General features: G+C 53.8%; 14 protein-coding genes. All 14 read right to left on the bottom strand.

The window, feature by feature from the left end:
* Positions 1 to 30 precede the first annotated feature (30 nt).
* The gene (gene hslO / locus FE783_RS32900) at positions 31 to 906 is read right to left on the bottom strand and encodes an Hsp33 family molecular chaperone HslO (protein WP_138883642.1); all 876 of its coding nucleotides are present in this window, start codon (positions 904 to 906) and stop codon (positions 31 to 33) included.
* A gap of 18 nt (positions 907 to 924) precedes the next feature.
* A complete protein-coding gene (locus FE783_RS32895; protein ID WP_138883641.1) occupies positions 925 to 1,689 on the bottom strand; it encodes a type III pantothenate kinase in 765 nt (254 codons plus the stop codon).
* Positions 1,686 to 2,558 (bottom strand): carboxylating nicotinate-nucleotide diphosphorylase, encoded by an 873-nt coding sequence (gene nadC, locus FE783_RS32890; RefSeq protein WP_138883640.1) that lies wholly within the window; start codon positions 2,556 to 2,558, stop codon positions 1,686 to 1,688. The genes FE783_RS32895 and nadC overlap by 4 nt, the downstream gene beginning before the upstream one ends.
* On the bottom strand, positions 2,536 to 4,164 hold the full coding sequence (gene nadB / locus FE783_RS32885; protein ID WP_138883639.1) for an L-aspartate oxidase: 1,629 nt from the start codon (positions 4,162 to 4,164) through the stop codon (positions 2,536 to 2,538). The genes nadC and nadB overlap by 23 nt, the downstream gene beginning before the upstream one ends.
* Before the next feature lie 103 nt (positions 4,165 to 4,267).
* Positions 4,268 to 5,206: a quinolinate synthase NadA gene (gene nadA / locus FE783_RS32880; protein WP_138883638.1), complete on the bottom strand. Its 939-nt coding sequence runs from the start codon at positions 5,204 to 5,206 to the stop codon at positions 4,268 to 4,270.
* Between the two features lie 259 nt (positions 5,207 to 5,465).
* The gene (locus FE783_RS32875; protein ID WP_138883637.1) at positions 5,466 to 7,199 is read right to left on the bottom strand and encodes a hypothetical protein; all 1,734 of its coding nucleotides are present in this window, start codon (positions 7,197 to 7,199) and stop codon (positions 5,466 to 5,468) included.
* Positions 7,200 to 7,224: 25 nt separating this feature from the next.
* Positions 7,225 to 8,493 (bottom strand): efflux RND transporter periplasmic adaptor subunit, encoded by a 1,269-nt coding sequence (locus tag FE783_RS32870; protein WP_138883636.1) that lies wholly within the window; start codon positions 8,491 to 8,493, stop codon positions 7,225 to 7,227.
* A gap of 31 nt (positions 8,494 to 8,524) precedes the next feature.
* Entirely contained in the window at positions 8,525 to 11,617 is a 3,093-nt protein-coding gene (locus FE783_RS32865; protein WP_138883635.1) for an efflux RND transporter permease subunit, read from the bottom strand.
* 168 nt (positions 11,618 to 11,785) lie between these two features.
* Positions 11,786 to 12,316, bottom strand: coding sequence for a GbsR/MarR family transcriptional regulator (locus tag FE783_RS32860; protein ID WP_158302170.1), 531 nt, complete (start codon positions 12,314 to 12,316; stop codon positions 11,786 to 11,788).
* 197 nt (positions 12,317 to 12,513) lie between these two features.
* Positions 12,514 to 14,478, bottom strand: a complete 1,965-nt coding sequence (gene ftsH, locus FE783_RS32855) for an ATP-dependent zinc metalloprotease FtsH (protein WP_138883633.1) — start codon at positions 14,476 to 14,478, stop codon at positions 12,514 to 12,516.
* A gap of 79 nt (positions 14,479 to 14,557) precedes the next feature.
* Positions 14,558 to 15,100 carry a hypoxanthine phosphoribosyltransferase gene (hpt, locus tag FE783_RS32850; RefSeq protein ID WP_138883632.1) on the bottom strand — a complete coding sequence of 181 codons (543 nt, stop codon included), beginning with the start codon at positions 15,098 to 15,100 and terminating at the stop codon, positions 14,558 to 14,560.
* Positions 15,101 to 15,164: 64 nt separating this feature from the next.
* Positions 15,165 to 16,598 carry a tRNA lysidine(34) synthetase TilS gene (gene tilS / locus FE783_RS32845; RefSeq protein WP_138883631.1) on the bottom strand — a complete coding sequence of 478 codons (1,434 nt, stop codon included), beginning with the start codon at positions 16,596 to 16,598 and terminating at the stop codon, positions 15,165 to 15,167.
* Between the two features lie 50 nt (positions 16,599 to 16,648).
* Positions 16,649 to 17,569: a protein kinase domain-containing protein gene (locus FE783_RS32840; protein WP_138883630.1), complete on the bottom strand. Its 921-nt coding sequence runs from the start codon at positions 17,567 to 17,569 to the stop codon at positions 16,649 to 16,651.
* Entirely contained in the window at positions 17,553 to 18,314 is a 762-nt protein-coding gene (locus tag FE783_RS32835) for a VWA domain-containing protein (protein ID WP_138883629.1), read from the bottom strand. Before FE783_RS32835 ends, FE783_RS32840 begins: the two co-directional genes overlap by 17 nt.
* Positions 18,315 to 18,362: the final 48 nt, after the last annotated feature.

Here is an 18,362-nt window from a genome sequence, read left to right as displayed (position 1 = left end):
AATCTCCCCGTGTTCGATCTCTTCTCTATTTTACCCGTTTGTAAGTCTCTCCACCAGATTATGGAGCTGTTCGCCGTTATATTCGTATACCTCGTTGCAGAAATGACAGACGACTTCGGCCTTGCCGTCCTCGCGCAATATTTGCTCGATTTCGTCGCGTCCGAGGCTGATCAACGTTTGTTCGACCCGTTCTTGGGAGCATTTGCATTGAAACCGGATGTCCGACCGCTCCAGCACTTCAACCGATTCGACAAGCCCCTTCAAAATATGCTCCAGGTCGGCTCCATCTGCCAGAAGAGTCGTGATCGGCGGGAGGTTGCCGAGCTTCTCCTCGATCGCGGCGATTTCTTCATCGTCCATTCCGGGCAGCAGCTGCAAAATAAAACCTCCGGACGTTTGAACCGAATAATCGGTTGCAACCAGAACGCCAAGCGCTACAGCCGACGGAGTCTGCTCCGATTTGGCGAAATAGTAAGTGAAATCTTCTCCCAGCTCCCCGGAAACGATCGGAATGCTTCCGCGGTAAGGCTCCTTGAGTCCCAAATCCTTGATGACGTACAAATACCCTTCGCCTACGGCTCCGGCAACGTCCAGCTTCCCGCGTTCATTCAGAGGCAAATCGACACGGGGATTGTCGACATAGCCCCTTACTTCGCCCTTCGCATTGGCATCGACCACGATCTGTCCGATCGACCCGTCGCCCTTGACCTGGATCGTAAGGCGCTCCTCGCCTTTCAGCATGGCGCCCATCATGACGCCTGCGGTAGCCGTACGGCCAAGAGCCGCCGTTGCAACGGGAGTCGTCCCGTGTCTGCGCCGCATTTCTTCCACAATTCCCGTCGTATTGGCGGCGAAGGCGCGAAGGCGTCCGTCGAATGCGGTAGCGCGTATCAAATAATCTTGCATCGTTTTATTCCTTTCGACTTAACGGTTTCTTTCGTAAATGAGTTGCAATCCTTGCAGCGTCAGCAGCGGGTTGACCGTCTCAACCGTGCGGGACTCCCCGGCGATTAGTTCGGCCAATCCCCCCGTGGCGATCACTCTCGCCTCCGGACTGAATTCCTCCCGCATCCGCTGGACGATGCCGTCTACTTGCCCGGCATATCCGAAAATAATGCCCGCCTGCATGGCCGAGACCGTATTCCGGCCGACGGTGCTCTTGGGCCGGACCAGTTCGATCCGCGGGAGCTTGGCCGCTTTCTCGTAAAGCGCCTCCGTCGAGATGCCTATTCCCGGCGCGATGGCGCACCCGAGCAATTGGCCTTTGTCGTCTATGTAGTCATACGTCGTGGCCGTGCCGAAATCGACGATAATGAGCGGCGATCCGTACTGCTCGATGCCGGCCACCGCATTTACGATACGGTCGGCTCCCACCTCGCGGGGATTTTCGATCCGGATGTTAAGTCCGGTTTTGATGCCGGGACCGACGATAAGCGGCTTTTTCTTTACATATTTTAAGCAAAGGCTCTCCAAAACAAACATAAGAGGGGGGACGACGGAAGAAATAATGACCCCCTCGATCCGATCTTCGGAAATGTCGGCGAAGCGGAACAGGTTGTGCACCATAATGCCGTATTCGTCTACGGTAGCCGAGCGGTTGGTGGCGAGTCTCCAGTGATGCAGCAGCTTCTTCTCTTCGTAGATGCCAAGCACGATATTCGTGTTGCCTACATCCACTACCAGAATCACGGCGCGGCCACCTTCTTCTCGTTCAAATCGAGGCTGATATCGAGCGCCTGTACGGAATAAGTCAGCCGGCCCACGGAAATGACGTCTACTCCGGACCGCGCAATATTTTCAATCGTTTCGAGCGTAACCGAGCCGGAAGCCTCGACTACGGTATGCGGAGCGCGGCCTTTAATAATGTCCACCGCACGCTTCATCGCGTCGGGGGCCATGTTGTCCAGCATAATGATGTCCGCTCCGGCTCCCAGCGCTTCGTCCAGTTGGTCGAACCCTTCGACTTCCACTTCGATTTTCATCGTATGGGGGATTTGGGCCCGTGCCGCCGTGATGGCTGCCGTGATGCCTCCCGCTCCCTTGATATGGTTGTCCTTGATCATAACGGCGTCGTACAGCCCGAAGCGATGATTGTGCCCGCCGCCGACCCGTACGGCGTATTTTTCCAGCGCGCGGTGTCCGGGAGTCGTCTTGCGCGTATCGACCAGCCGAACCGGAAAGCCCTTCAGGGCGTCCACATACTGGCGCGTCCGGGTTGCAATTCCCGACAGCCGCTGCAGCAAATTCAGCGCCAGTCGTTCGCCGAGCAAAATGCTGCGCGTGCTTCCGCTCACCTCGGCCAGCACCGTGCCTTTTTCTACGGCCGCTCCGTCTTGTACCTTGGCGATAAATACAAGGGTGGGGTCCACGATCCGGAACACCTGCTCCGCAACCGGCATTCCCGCCGCCACGCCCGATTCCTTAACATGAATAATACCTTTAGACTGTTGGTCTAAAGGTATGGTAGTCATCGTCGTTACATCGCCGGTGCCAATGTCTTCCTCTAACCATAGACGGATGTGCTTCGACAATTGTTCAAGATTTCCGTAAAACGTCATGAATGCGCTCCTCCGTTATTCCGTTCTCACGCTGCAGATGAATGTGCTTCCGCCACACTAAGTCGTTCTTCTCCGGGAAATCTTCGCGGTAATGCCCTCCGCGGCTTTCTTCGCGGTTCAGTGCGGATTCGGTTGTCAGCATGGCAAGCGTCAACAGATTGGCAAACTCGTATTCTTCTCTCTTCGTCAAGCACGTTTCGTATATTTTCAGCTGCCGCTTCAATTCGTCCAAGCCTTTCTCCAGTCCGACCGCGTCGCGCTTCAGCCCCACATAACGAAGCATCACCTTTTGCAGCTTCAGACGTTTCTCGACGATGGCCTGCATCGGATGCTCCGGACGATGGCTTCGTTCCTCTATTTCCGGCGTTTCTTCGAGCGGAGCCAAGGTACGGATATGCTCTATAATGCGCCGGCCGAATACGATTGCCTCCGACAGCGAATTGCTGGCTAACCGATTCGCCCCATGTACACCCGTAGAGGAAACTTCACCGCAAGCATACAGCCGCTTAATGGAAGTTTCCCCGTTCAAATCCGTTTTCACTCCGCCCATCATATAGTGGGCCGCCGGAGCGACAGGAATCCAATCGGATGTCAAATCGAGCCCGTAATTCAGGCAAAACTCATATATATTCGGAAAACGGTGCTTGACCATCTCCGCCGGTTCATGAGTAATGTCGATATACACGAACGTCGATTTGGTCTGCTCCATCTCGTCGAGGATGGCTCGGGCTACGATGTCGCGCGGTGCCAACTCCAGCTGCGGGTCGTACTTCTCCATAAACCGCTCGCCTTTGATGTTCCGGAGCACGGCTCCCTCCCCGCGAAGCGCCTCCGATATCAAGAAGCGAGGAGCACCCGGATAACAAAGCGATGTCGGGTGGAACTGGATAAACTCTACGTCCCGCACGATCGCTCCCGCCCGGTAGGCAATGGCGATGCCGTCCCCTGTCGCGATTTCGGGATTGGTCGTATACCGGTAAAGCTGACCTGCACCCCCGGAGCATAAGACGGTCGCTTTCGCCCGAACGAATACGCGCTGGCCGTCCGGCTTCTGCACGATCGCGCCATGGCATACGCCGTTAGCCGTAACCAAATCGATTACGAAATGGTCGTCCCAAATCGTAACGTTGCGGTTTTGCCGCGTTTTCTCGGACAGCGCCCTGACGATTTCCGCTCCGGTCGCGTCGCCGTGAGCGTGCAGGATGCGCCGCTGACTGTGAGCGCCTTCTTTCGTTAGCGCCAGTTCTCCGTTCTCCAAGTCGAACTGCGTGCCCATCGCGATCAAATCTTTGACGCCGGCAGGTCCTTCGTGAACGAGCACTTCCACGGCATCGTGATCGCACAGCCCCGCTCCCGCGTTCAACGTATCCTGAAGGTGGTAATCCGGGGAATCCTCATCCGATATGACGGCGGCAATTCCGCCTTGGGCATACCGGGTATTGCTCTCAAGCAACGACTTCGGCTTCGTAATAATCAGGACGCGATTCGCTTCGCTAGCCCTGATGGTTGTGAACAAGCCTGCAATTCCCGCTCCGATGACCATTACATCCGTTTCTACACGCGGCAGCTCATTCAGCGAGAAATCGATCAAATAACGCGGCACCATGGCGATCACCTACAAGACAAGAGAGTAGCGTATGCCAACGACCAGTCGGCATACGCTCATGGCGCAAGTTTCGTGTCACGGAAACTTGCGCCCCAAGCGCAAATCACTTAACTTGCAACATGCGTTCCAAAGAAAGTCTCGCTTTTTCCGCAACTTGAGGCGGCACATAAATTTGCGGCTGCATCGTTTCCAAACATTTGACGACTTTCTTGAGGTTATTCACCTTCATGTTCGGGCATACGAGAAACTTCGTCGCGAAATGGAAAGTTTTATCCGGGCTGTCCTTGCGAAGCTGGAAGCCGGTTCCGTCTTCGGTGCCGACGATGAACTCTTGGCAATCCGATTCTTTGCAATATTTGATAATCGCCGTGGTACTCCCTACAAAATCGCCCAGCTTCACGACTTCGGGACGGCATTCCGGATGAACGACGAATTGGGCGTTCGGATGCTGCGCCTTCATCTCCATGACATCCTTGACCGTCAGCATGTCGTGAGTATTGCAATACCCTTCCCAAATAATCATTTTCTTATCGGTAAACTTGGAGACATAGTCACCCAAATTTTTGTCGGGCACCCAAATAATCTCGTCCGCATCGACGGACTGAATCACTTTGACAGCATTGGCGGACGTACAGCAAATGTCCGTTTCCGCTTTAATCTCGGCCGATGAGTTAATGTACGTGACGACCTTGGCATTCGGATGACGGCTTTTAAGCGCCTTCAATCCTTCTACGTTGACCATGTCGGCCATCGGGCATCCGGCCCGTTCGTCCGGTATAATGACCGTTTTGTTCGGCGCCAAAATTTTGGCGCTCTCCCCCATGAAATGTACGCCGCAAAATACGATGACATCGGCATCCGTTTGCGCTGCTTTTTGCGCAAGCAAAAACGAGTCCCCCCGGAAGTCCGCCACTTCCTGTATTTCATCCCGCTGGTAATAGTGAGCAAGAATAATAGCGTTGCGTTCCTTCTTGAGCTGGGCAATGCGCTCCTTCAGCTCGCGGTTTTGTTCAGCCTTGCGCTCCAACGCGAGAGCTTCCATCCGAATCCTTCCCTTCGTGGAAACACGTGAAAAAGTTCACGCATTTGCTTAGCACTAGTATGAGCCAAGGCCAGCGGCCGTAGCCGATGTATTTTTAGGAACGAAGCGCTACTTGCCAGCCAAAGGTTATACGTAAGTTTACACCTAATTTACACAACAGGGATTGCGCTGTCAATATGGAAAAACCCGCTGTAGCGTGGAAAAACCCGGCTATGGAGGGCCGGGTTACACGTGGCTTGATTGTTTTGCTGTTTTCGGCTTATTGCTTCATTGTTTTGATAAGCCGATTCGCTTCGCCCGCAGGCGTTTGGATCGATTCGTACAGCTTGACCGTGAGCGGCCATTCGAATTGGTCGGTACGCAAATTTTGGAATACGAGGTATTGCGTGCCGCTGATCAATTTATTCACTCCTGCGAACGGCATCGTCTGGGTCGCAATCATCCGACCGGAATTGTCGAGCAGCTCGATCTTCATGTTCGCCGAATTGACGTCGGCGATCACGTCGTCTACCGTCGTAATGTCCGTATCCAGCTTCAGCTTATACGAAAATTGGCCCATCGCGCTGCCTTGGATCGAAAGTGCCCAGCTGTTCAACTTGACGTTATAAGGATAGAAAGAGAGCGTATCATCGTTCGTGGGCTTATTCTCGGCAACCGTCGTCTTAAAGCCGGCGATCGGAATATTGTAAGGCGCGATCGTCTGATTGTCCTGCAGCTTCATCAGCAAGTCCCCGCCCTTCTCGGACGAAGGCACGGCGTACGTATAATTGACGAGATAGGAAAGCTTCGGCGCCAATTGCCCGACGGACGTCGTCTGGCGCGTGCCGCTGTACCGGAATCCTTCCGCATTGGTCAGCTCGGTTTGAAAAGCCGGAAGCGGTACGGGACGCTCTCCGTTATTTTTCACGATGAACTTCGCGATAATCGTATTGTAGCCGGCCGATTCCGATTCGTTCATGGTCAAATCGACGAGCGATACTTCCGTATCCTTGTCGATCAGCTTGTTAAGCGGGTCGAAGGCGATACGGTCTTTCATCTTATAGACGGGCAGGGCGTTGACATCGACCGTCGATGCTTGCGGCAATGCCACGCTCAACCGGCCTACCGTATAAGACTCGACGGACGGCGTATTGTTCGCCCCGAGCTGTACGAACGTTTCAGGCGTCAATACGGTCAAGCTGTTCAATACTGCGTTGTTCTCGGTCAGGATACCGTAATGGATATATTTTTTCTCGCCCGGCTTCAGCTCTACGCTCGTTTCCGCACGCTTGCCTGCGTAAGAGCGCGAATCGGATTTCCCGTCAATGCGGAAGTCCGGAACCGTTTCGGTGCGATCGCCCGTATTCTCGGCAATCAGAGTAATAACCGTAACCGGCCCTTGGGGCGTCTTCTCGTTGATTAACGTCACCGGCGTATATTGCAGCGAATCGGACAGGACGGGGAGCTTGAACGGCTCCGCCCATTGCTTGAGCGCGCCTTCTCCCGTTACGGCGGAGTCGCTGCCGTTCCATACGATCCCGTTCACGGGAACGGTTAGAATGGGCGTTTCCAGCTTCGGATATACGTACTCATCAACCTCTACCCACGATAATTCGGACAGCCCCGTAGCATCTATGTAGTCCAGTGTCAGCATGTAGCTGAGATCGACTTTTTCTTTCGGCTGAATCGCCTTCGCGTTGGCCACGCTTGCCCGAAGCGTATATTCGACGCCTTCCGCCGTTTTCACCCGTAGATCGTAATCCGGTACCCGGACTACGCGATTTCCTTCATTATAAAGCCTGACAACCGCACCGATTCTCGTGCCTTCCTGGAAACGTTCGCTGTAGACGCTTTTTACGTCCGCTCCAACGAGCGGAGTCAGCACGTAATGTCCTTGCGCGCTTTGCGTCACCGCACCCGATTCCTGAGCGAGCAGCATCGCCGGCGAAGCCGTCAAGACGAGAGAAACGCTCAAGACTGCAGCGGATAATGATTTCTTCCATGTCGGTTTCAAAAGATGTTCCTCCGTTTCATTCTACCTATTTCGATTCGGCAAGCTGTACTTTTTCTTTATCCTTCAACTGGTTTTGTCCGGAAACGACGAGCTGTTCTCCTTCTTTGACGCCGGAGATGACTTCCTGGTTCAGCTCGCTCAAACGTCCGAGCTCCACTTTGCGCTTTTCTACCGTATCGCCGACTAGAACGAACACGAAGGAATCCCCGCTTTCGCGCACGACGCTTAACGTCGGAACGGTAATGACGACTTGCTCCTGCTCATACGTCAGCTGCACCTGAACTTTCATGCCCGGCTTAAGGGCCCCGGTCGGATTTGCGACCTCGAGCTCCAGCTCATAAGACTTCGTTTGCGCATCCATCGAATCCGACAAATAGTTTATTTTCGCTTTCGGTCTTTCCGTACTTCCCGGCACGTAATAGACGAGCTCCTGCTTGCCGCGTACAAGCTTGGCCGAGCTCTCCGTAAGCTGCGCTTTAATCCGGATCGGATCGAGCTGCTGCAGATGACCGACCTTCATTCCCGGCTGAATCGTCATGCCGACCACGAGCGGAAGCTCGGTTACCACGCCGGCTACCGGAGCCTTAACTTCCAGATTGGCAATGCTGCGTTCCAGCTCTTTCATCGAAAGCGATGCCGATTGAACCTGCGTTTCCAAGGCGGACAACGTGTCGGATGTCTCCAGCGTCTTCTGCTTCTGCTTGAGCAGGTCCAGATCCATCGTCTGGTTTTTCCACATCGTCTCGGTTTGGTCCAATTGCTGTTTCGTAATAAGTCCTTGATCGTAATCGTTCTTCGCTTTGTTGTATGTCTTGGTCACGTCCAGAAGCGCCTGCTCCATCTTCTTGACGCTGTTGGCCATCTCCGTCTTGCCGTCGGCCAAATCTTTCTTGGCTTTCACCAGTGCTTGCTGGCTGCTCTGCAGCTGGAGCGCGGCCTTTTCTCTCTGGATCTGCATGTCGGTCGGGTCCAGCTTGATGATCACATCGCCCGCGGCCACGCGGTCTCCCCGCTTGACCAATATTTGTCTGACTTCCCCGCCCGCTTTCGCAATTACGTCGAGCTGGGTGGCCGCTACGGCGTCGGCGACTTGCTCCAACGGCTCGCCGATTTTTTGTTTGGACACTTTTTGCACTTTAACTGACTTGATCGTTTGTTCTTGGGCTGTTGTCGGTGCCGCCGCTTGTTTGCCCCCCGCCGTGCAGCCCGCCGCGACCGCGACGGTTAGGACGAGTGCTGCCGCGATTTTCGCGCCGCCTCGAAACGATTTCGTTTTATTTCTTTTTTGTCTCATTTTCGCCTATGCTCCTTTGATCAAGTTCATATTACGCGGACAACGGGTCCGGGGAGGCGATATCCGCCTTTTTGTTTTTCGTTTTCGTGCGGCGTGCAAAGAGCAGCTCGTAAATGATCGGTACGACAACAAGCGTAAGTACGGTCGATGTAGTCAGTCCGCCGATAACGACGACGGCAAGACCTTTGGAAATGATCGTTCCTTTGGACATTCCGAGCGCGAGCGGCATGAGTGCGAAAACAGTCGCGCCCGCCGTCATTACAATGGGTCTCAGCCGCGTTACACCCGCTTCGAGTAAAGCGTCGCGCACCGAATAATTCTGCTCGCGAAGCTGCTGCACGCGGTCGATCAATACGATAGCGTTCGTTACGACAATCCCGATCAACATCAGGAACCCGATCAACGAGGTCATGTTGAGTGATTCGTTCGTAACGAGCAAGCCGAGTAGACCGCCGATCGCCGCAAGCGGCAAGGAGAACAGAATGGCGAGCGGTGCTCTGGCATTGCCAAAGGCGAGAACCATAATGAGGTACACGATGAAAATGGAAGCGGCCATCGCTACGAACATTTGGCTGAAGCTCTCGGCAATATCGTCGGATACGCCCGATACTTCCCGGCTAACGCCGGTAGGAAGCTCCAAGGTGTTAAGCTCGGCGGAAACTTTGGCACTTACTCCGCCTTTATCAGCGCTGTCGATTTTGGCAGTAACCTTTACGACTTGCATTTGCTTCTCCCGGCTGATCGATACCGAAGCATCGATTTCCCGAACTTTCGCGATGTCTTTCAAGTTAACCGTCGTTCCGAAGGGAGTAGTAAGCGGAATATTACCGATATCGCTGAGCGAATCTTTGTAGCTGCGGTCAAGCTCCAGCTTCGTCTCGTACGTTACATTGTCGAACTTGAGATCGCCGAGTTCTTCCTTTCGGGTCCACGTATGGACGGCATCCATCACTTGGGCCGAGCTCAAGCCGTACACGCGGGCTTTGTCGGCATCGACGGTTACTTCGACCTCCATCTTCTTCTCGCCAAGTGTGTCTTTGATTTCGCGCAGCTCCGGGAATGTCTGCATCTTCTCCTTGATCAAACCTGCTGCGTGCTCGAGACTTAACAAATCGTCGCCCTTGAGCGAGTACGAGAAGTCGGTTCCGCCGCCTCCGCCTCCCGCGAACGACAGCAGCTGACCATCGACCTTGGAGCCTTTGGGCATATCTTTCAATATCGTTTCCTTATAATATTGCAGCGCGTCCTTCGCATTCGTGTTGAGGCTGACCTCCGTAAAGATCGAAGCTTTGTAAGGAACCCGTTCCGTACCGAAATCGTATCCTACCAACGATTCGATGTACGTAAATTTCGATTCGCCGGCCGTATCTTTCTCGTTTCTCATCATTTCTTCGATTTGGTTCATTTTCGCGTTCATCGTTTCCATCGACGTTTCGCGAGGCATCTGGATCTGGAACATCATCTGGCGATCCGATTCGCTTTCCGGCATAAAGCCCATAGCGAGCTGGGGAACGATAAGGACAAAAGACATAACAAACAGCAGAGCGGCGAAGAGCATCGTTTTGATCCGATTGTTGAGCGACCAGACGAGCACGCCTTTGTACGATTTCATGAACTTTCCGACCTTCGTTTCGTCGTGAGCCTGAATGCTCTTCTGCTTCATGACCATCAGCTTGGCAAGCATCGGAATGACGGTCAATGCCACGATCAGAGAAGATAGGAGAGCGCAGGCCAGCGTCAGCGCGAACGGACGGAACACCTCACCGACTACCCCGCCTACAAATGCGATCGGGGCGAAAACGCCTACTGTCGTAATCGTCGAGGATGTGATGGCGGCCGATACTTGCTGAGTCGCCAGCTTGATCACCGATTCGTTTCGTTCATGGGCTTTCTGCAGCTGGCTATAAATATTTTCAATAACAACGATACTGTCGTCGACGACCCGTCCTACGGCGATCGCCATCCCGCCCAATGTCATGATGTTGAGCGAAATATCGAGTCCCGACATAAATAACAGCGTAACGAGGATCGAAAGCGGAATCGAGACTAAAACGATAATCGTCATGCGAATGTTTCTAAGGAAGAGCAAAATCATAAGCGAAGCGAGGATGGCTCCCAATCCGCCTTCGCGAACCATGCCGTCGATCGAATGCTTAATATCAACCGCAGCGTTGTATATGGAGTGGAATTTAACGTTAGGCAGCGTTTTTTCCCATCCTGCGATCAACTTGTCGGCAGCGTCGCCGAACTCGACCGCGTTGGCATCTTTCGTTTTATAGAGGTGAATCCCGATGGCGGGCTTGCCGTCGAGTCTCGCCATGAACGGAGATTCCGTAATCGATTCGACTTTGGCGATTTGCTTGAGTAGAATCGTTCCGCCTGACGGAGTGGAGAGCGGTAAGTTATCCAGGTTGTAAACCGTATCGATTTGGCCTTTCACTCGCACCATTTGAGTACGTCCTTCGAAATCTACGGATCCGGCCGGACTGGACAATAAGGCCGCTTTGATCAGACCGGAAACTTGCGAAGGAGAAAGTTTGTATTGATTCAGCGCGTTGGCATCCAGACGAATGGCCATCTGCGCTTCCTGATTGCCGATGGAATCGACATGGTCGATGCCGCTGATCCCATTAAAGCCAGGAAGAAGGATGTCCTTGTACAGCTTGTCGAGCTCGGTTTGGTTCATCCCGTTCTCACCGTATACGGACATGTAGTATACCGGTTCAGAGGCGAAGCCGAACGTCATGACGCGCGGCTTCTCCGAGCTTTGCGGCAGCTTCACGTTAGCGATCAGGCTTTCCACGTCTTTTTTCGCGTCGTCGACTTTAATGCCTTGGTTCAGCTCGACTACAATTTGCGAGAAGTTGTCGCTCGAGGTCGAGGTCAAATTTTTGAGTCCTTTGGCGCCGGCTATTGCTTTCTCCAGCGGCTTCGTCACTTGATCGAGCACGTCTTTGGGCGGAGCCATATACTGGGTGTTTACGATAACGACCGGAAACGAAATATCCGGCATGCTCTCCACTTTCAATTGTCCGGCAGCATAGGCCCCCCCGATGGACAGCAGCAAAATTAAAATGATTACCGCTGCTATGTTTTTCATGGAAAAATCGGTCAAGCGATTCATTCGGTTTCATCCCTCCCATACGATCTTACATCAAGCTTTTCTGTTTGTTGCTACCCTTTCTCGCTGCTATGTATCCCATTGATAATTGTAAAAAACAACGGCTTGCCGCAACATGGGCTGTGGCTGTATCTTGACCTAGACCTAAGACCGGTTTCTTGCCGGTATTCGTTACGATTCGTTCTCCGTGTTCCTCCCTCTCATGTCCGAGATCAACCGATTCATTTCTTCCTCTACCCCTTCCAGCCTTCTGAACACGACACGGTAAAATACCGCCAGCTCCGAATACCGCTGCTGCAGCACCTGGAACGACGCCTTCTCGCTCTCCTGCAATACTAGTGGGTCCGGCAATTTGCGAAGCGTATCTTCAACCCAGTTCATCTCGGCGGTCATACGTTCCATCACCATACGCATCGTGATTTGCAGATGCTCCTCGGGAATGCAGTAATAATCTTTACGGTCCTTCCCCCTGGCAAGTTTCAGACAATGTCCTAAACTTTCGAGCGTTCGCACTTGAATACTTACCGCCGCTTTGGTCACACCGAGCCGCTCGGCAATTTCCTGCAAGCTGACCGGCTCGGGAGAACAAATCAACAGCGCATAAATGCGTCCGACCAACGGGCTTGATCCGCTCTCTTCGAAAAGCCGCGCCATCCTCTCCGTCAATTCCGAACGGAAGCGGTCGAACTCCCCGTTGCCCATGTCATTCTCTCCTATCATCGTTTACATTGTTAATAAGCATATTAACGATCTAATCGTAACGGCAGATGCCTCTATACGTCAAACGTTGAAATCGGTTTAAATTGTGAATTTTTTCTAAAGTCATAGATGGAGCAGCCGACGAGCGGACAAAAAAAGCCGTCTCCTCTAAGAGAGACAGCTTTTGGGGGGCTATGCAATCATTCTTCCTTCTTGTCATCCTTCTTATCTTTATCGAAATCGAGCTTGTTGGCTTCCAAGCCGTTGGTCTGAGTATGAATATTAACCTTCGGCTCATCTTCCTTGCCGAGCGGACCCGCTTCGTCACTGCCTGTCCCGACGATCGAGCCTTTCTCGAGCAATTCGATAATTTGGTCTTTGTCGAGCGTTTCGCGTTCGAGCAAAGCGTTTGCCACCAAATGTACCTTGTCGCTGTGAGTTTGCAATATTTCCTTCGCCCGCTCGTAGCAGGAGCGAATGATTTGCTGCATCTCTTTGTCGATCTCGTAAGCGATCGCGTCGCTGTAATTTTGATCGTGACCGATGTCGCGCCCGAGGAACACTTGGCCTTGGGAATTGCCGAACTGCATCGGGCCGAGCTTCTCGCTCATGCCGTATTCGACGATCATGCTGCGCGCCATCGAGGTGGCTTTCTTAAAGTCGTCATAGGCGCCGGTACCGATTTCTCCGATAAACATTTCCTCGGCGACGCGTCCGCCGAGCAGACCGGTAATGCGGTCCAACAGCTCGGATTTGGTCGCAAGCAAACGGTCTTCGCCTTCCTTCGGAATGCTGAGCACGTAGCCTCCCGCACGTCCGCGCGGAATAATCGTAACTTTATGCACGACATCCGCATGACGTTCGTAGTAGCCGATAATCGCGTGTCCGGCTTCGTGGAACGCAATCGTCTTCTTCTCGCGGTCGCTGACGACACGGCTTTTCTTCTGTACCCCGACGATAACGCGGTCGAACGCTTCCTCGACTTCATCCATGGAAATATCTTTGCGATTGCGCCGGGCCGCGATCAAGGCGGCTTCGTTCAGCAGGTTCTCCAAATCGGCGCCGCTGAAGCCGGTCGTGTAACGCGCCAGCGAATCGAGCTTGACGTCTTTGTTTAAAGGTTTGTTGCGCGAATGGACTTTCAGTACCGCTTCGCGGCCTTTGACGTCCGGACGGTCTACCGTAATTTGACGGTCGAAACGGCCTGGACGCAGCAAGGCAGGGTCCAAAATGTCGGCGCGGTTCGTTGCGGCGATGATGATAATGCCTTCGTTCGCTCCGAAACCGTCCATCTCGACAAGCAGCTGGTTGAGCGTTTGCTCGCGCTCGTCGTGACCGCCGCCCAAGCCGGCTCCGCGTTGGCGGCCTACGGCATCGATCTCGTCGATGAAAATGATGCAGGGCGAATTTTTCTTGGCGTTCTCGAACAAGTCGCGTACCCGGGATGCCCCGACACCGACGAACATTTCCACGAAATCGGAACCGCTGATGCTGAAGAAGGGAACTCCCGCTTCCCCGGCTACCGCTCGGGCCAACAGCGTTTTACCCGTACCTGGAGGACCAACTAGAAGGACACCCTTCGGAATTCTCGCGCCGAGCGCGGCGAACTTCCGGGGGTCTTTCAGAAACTCGACGACTTCGACCAATTCCTGCTTCTCTTCATCGGCCCCGGCCACATCGTCGAACGTGACCCGCTTCTTCTCTTCATTATAAAGACGTGCACGGCTCTTGCCGAAATTCATTACTTTGCCGCCGCCGCCCTGGGCTTGATTCAGCAGGAAGAAGAACAGGATGAAGATGATTACGAACGGGATGATCGACGTCAGGAACGTAATCCAGACGTTGTCTCCGTCCATCTTCTCATGGACTTCCTTGGTTATGTTGCTTTGCTCGAGCAGCTCGACAACGCGGGGATCGAAAGGAGCATGGGTTTCAAAAAGCAGCTTGTCTGTACTTGATTGCTTGAATTTGCCTCGAATCAAATAAGTATAGCCGTCAAATTTCACCGCTACTTCTTCGATGTTGTTATTTTTCAATTCCTCGCGGAATTTGGTGTACGTAATGGTCTGCTTCGTATCATTCTGGCTGCTGATGAAATGTACGATCCCGACCGTAACTAAAAATATGAGCAAATAAAATCCGGTATTGCGGATGATCCGATTCATCCCCTACCTCCTCTCTGGCGACACACGTAACTTATTTTACCACAGCGCATCTGCCGTTCACAATAAACGCGCAAGCGGCTTACGGCCTTTTGTAAACTTCCGGCTTCAGGATGCCGATATACGGCAAATTGCGGTATTTCTCGGCAAAGTCAAGCCCGTATCCGACAACAAATTCGTCGGGAAGGGTAAAGCCTTTGTAATCCGGCTCCAAATCGACGGACCTTCTGGCCGGCTTGTCGAAGAGAGTGACGATGGATACGGAACATGCATTCCGACGTTCCAGCACATCGATCAAATAGCTTAAGGTCAAGCCGCTGTCGATGATGTCCTCCACAATAAGCACATTCCGGCCCTCCACCGGAACGTCCAAATCCTTGATGATTTTCACTACGCCGGACGACTTGGTTGCCTGCCCGTAGCTCGATACCGCCATGAAGTCGATATCAAGCGGAATCGTCATCCGTTTCACCAAATCGGCCATAAAGATGAATGCGCCTTTCAGTACGCAAATGACGAGCGGATTCCGGCCTTCGAAGTCGCGGCTGATCGTCTCCCCGAGCTCCTCAACCTTGAGCCGAATCTGGTCTTCGGAGAACAGAACGTTCTGAATGTCATTTACCAACCATGGACCCTCCTACTTAATACTATGAAAGCATGAATGACCGCATTCTCGGTAAGACAAAAGCTTACCTTTCGATGGGGCGGACCTTCATTACCAATACCCTTGATGTCGTTTCGGATACGGTGGCATGCGTCGATCTGCGCACCCCGGGGATCCATAGAATACGGCCCGATGCATCCAGCACTAGCGGGACGCGGTCTCTTGTCTCCGGCGGCATTTTTTCGTCAATGAACATATCTTTTACTTTTTTCGTCCCCTTTAAACCGAGCGGTTCCATGCGGTCTCCCGGCTGACGGCTGCGAACGGACAACGGGAAATGCAGAAGCTCGTAATCGAACCGAGCCTCGTCGCGCCCGCCGCGTCCCCTCCAAGAAGGATCGGTCGTTTCGCTTCCGCCGATCAGCGCCATTTCCAGCTCCATTCCCGCTTCCGGCAAGCGCAGCGAATGATGCGGCCCTTCCATAAGGTACTCGTAGGGCCGGGGTACCGGCGCCGCCTGAACGAACCTTACACGATCATACTCGCGTAACAGTTTGAGCCTGTCGTGCAGATCGAGCGACAGCGACTCTCCCTGCTCTCGGACGATGACGGAACGAACGGTCTCAATCCGTGCGTAATCGGATAAATCTGCCTCCGAAAAAACATAATTTAATATTAGTTTAATCAAGCGCCTTTGTAAAGCAACGTGAAGCCCGGCAAAACGGTTCGCGCCAAGGCTGCATTCGACCTGTCCTTCCGCCTGCTCGACCGTCACGAACTCCGTGAATTTCTTGCGCGCTTCGGCATCCATCCAATCGTCTTCGGCCTGCATCATGTCGGCGAGCCGGTTCAAAGATTCGGGCAGCTTATCGTTGTATCCGCGCAAATACGGAAGCACATCGAGCCGCACGACGTTGCGGAAATATTTGCGCTGCTCGTTGCTGCTGTCCCGGCACACCGGGATGCCGTATTCGGCGCAATGGCGTTCGATCTCCGATTTGTATATACGTAACAAAGGACGAATTAGTTCCAAATTTTTTTCCGTTCTTCGAAGCGGGATACCGGTAAGCCCCGACGGACCGGTTCCTCTCATGATGCGCATCAGCATCGTCTCGGCCTGATCGTCCGCATTATGGGCGAGCGCTATTTTGCCCGCGCCGTGACGCTTTGCCGTCTCGAACAAAAAAGCATACCGTTTTTCCCTCGCGGCCGCCTGGGAGTTCATGCCGGTTTCCGCCACGTACGCAGGCAGATCGAACCGGCCGATTTCGCAGGGCACCCCCAGCTCGGCCGCATAAGCGGCTACCGTCTCCGCCTCCCGCTCCGACTCCTCCACCCGGAACCCGTGATTGACATGGGATACGATAAGCTGGAACCGGAAATCCCGGGAAAGCAAAAAAAGAACGTGCAGCAGCGCCATCGAATCCGGTCCGCCCGAAACCGCTACGACAATCCGGTCACCCGCCTCCGCGAGCTGCTCGTTCCGAATCGCGCTTTCCACTTTCTTCAGCAGTTCCATGGTCTACACCTTTCTTGGCTTGCTCACGTGTTGTGTTCGATTCCATAACTTTATCCGTTGAACCAAAACATGTAAAGGACCGATAAGAACAACCCGATTGATGTGAAGAATGCGGTTTTGATCCAAACAGCCGCCATGGCGGACCGAATATGATGCCGACTCGCTCCGTGCTTCTCCATCACCTGCTTCCATGAAGCCGCCGCTTCGGAGGAGCTTGTCCATCTGCCTGCGATCGCATTTTTCAGTACATGCGCAACCGGACGGCAGTTCGGACATTCTTCGATCAGCTTGACCAGATCGTTCGAGCTCCGGTTCTGCGGCAGCCCGCTCGCCAGTTCCTTCATTCTCTTCTCCATGCCGCTCATCTGCAGGCATAGCACGGCGAAGCCGAATAAATCGTAGCCGTCGTCGGCCACCCGTTCCCCGGCGTTCCAATAACCGCGGTCATACAGCTCGGTGAACTGTTTGATCGAGCGTCCCCTCTCGGTTACTCCGCCGTAGTCGACAAGCTCTACATCGCCGTATCCCGAAACCAGCACGTTCTCCGCCTTCAAATCGCCGAATGCATACCCTTGCAGGTGCAAAGCTTGAAGCTTGCGAAGCAGGTTCAAGCCGATCATATAGAACCAGTCGGGCCCATTTCTTCCAATGTAATGCCGGGGAATATCGCCGCGTATGTAGGTCATCACATAGAAAGGGTACACGCTGCCGTTCAATTCCACATCGTCGGCATCGTGCAGGAAAGGCCGGGATTTTTTCTTATCCAATTCGCGGAGCACGTTTACTTCCATCTGCAAATCGAGCGCGTCAAACCCGAATTTGAGCGCATAAGCCTGCTTCCCGGAATGCACGAGAAACACTTTTCCGTTGGCCCCTTCACCGAGCAGTCTGACGATCCGGTACGACCGTTTGTTCCACTTGCCGCAAACGATAAAGCCTTCGGTCAAAACCACCCTAGACGATGTAGTCACTTAATATCCCATCCCCGCTGCTCGCCCTGGAAGAAGGAGCATACTCCGTGCCGCCCTCCCGGCCGTCGGTCGTTTCCGGCGTTCGCGCTTCGGATACGTACCGGACAGCCTTCATCAGCGCGGGACCGGTAGGCGTCGTCCCCTTCATGTTTAATTTATAGAACAATTCGTCTTTTTTTGCAAGATCGGAAGTCCAACCCGCCAGCAGGTCCGCTTCCGTATTGCCGGGAAATCGCAGAACGGACATCTCGCTCTTCCCCCGCCGCGCCCGCAGGCTCGCAAGCAAATCTCTGCACGCCTCTTCGACCGCTCTCAGCTTCGGCCGCATGCTCGCACTCGTATCGATAAGCAGCGCCACCCGAAGCGCACCGGTCTCGCTCAACTCGTCTATCAGCTTTACAACCGGTCCCCGATGTTCCGGAGACAACCGCTCGATCGCGGCCGTCGGCCCCATCAACTGCCGCAGCTCCTGCTGGACGGTTTGCCGGATCGTCTCCACAACCGTCTTGCGCGTCATCATCTGTACGGTTTCCGCCAATGCCCCGGAAGAGACGATTCGGCTCATGCCGCCTCCCGCTTTGGCGATATCCGCTATTTCCGCCGCTCCGCGTTCGCTCATGTCGCCGCCGTCGACGATCCCGATCACATTCACGACGATGCCGAGCCGCTGCGCGTGTGCAGCCGCCACAACCGGACTGATTCCCTCATTGGAACATCCGTCCGTTATCAATACGATTTGGTTCATTCGGCAACTCCCTTTCTTCGCCTGGGATTCTATCATCTAGTATTTCCG

The organism is Paenibacillus mesophilus (assembly GCF_005938385.1).
In the GTDB taxonomy this organism is placed as follows: domain Bacteria; phylum Bacillota; class Bacilli; order Paenibacillales; family NBRC-103111; genus Paenibacillus_AB; species Paenibacillus_AB mesophilus.
This window is presented reverse-complemented; position numbering and strand designations above follow the sequence as displayed.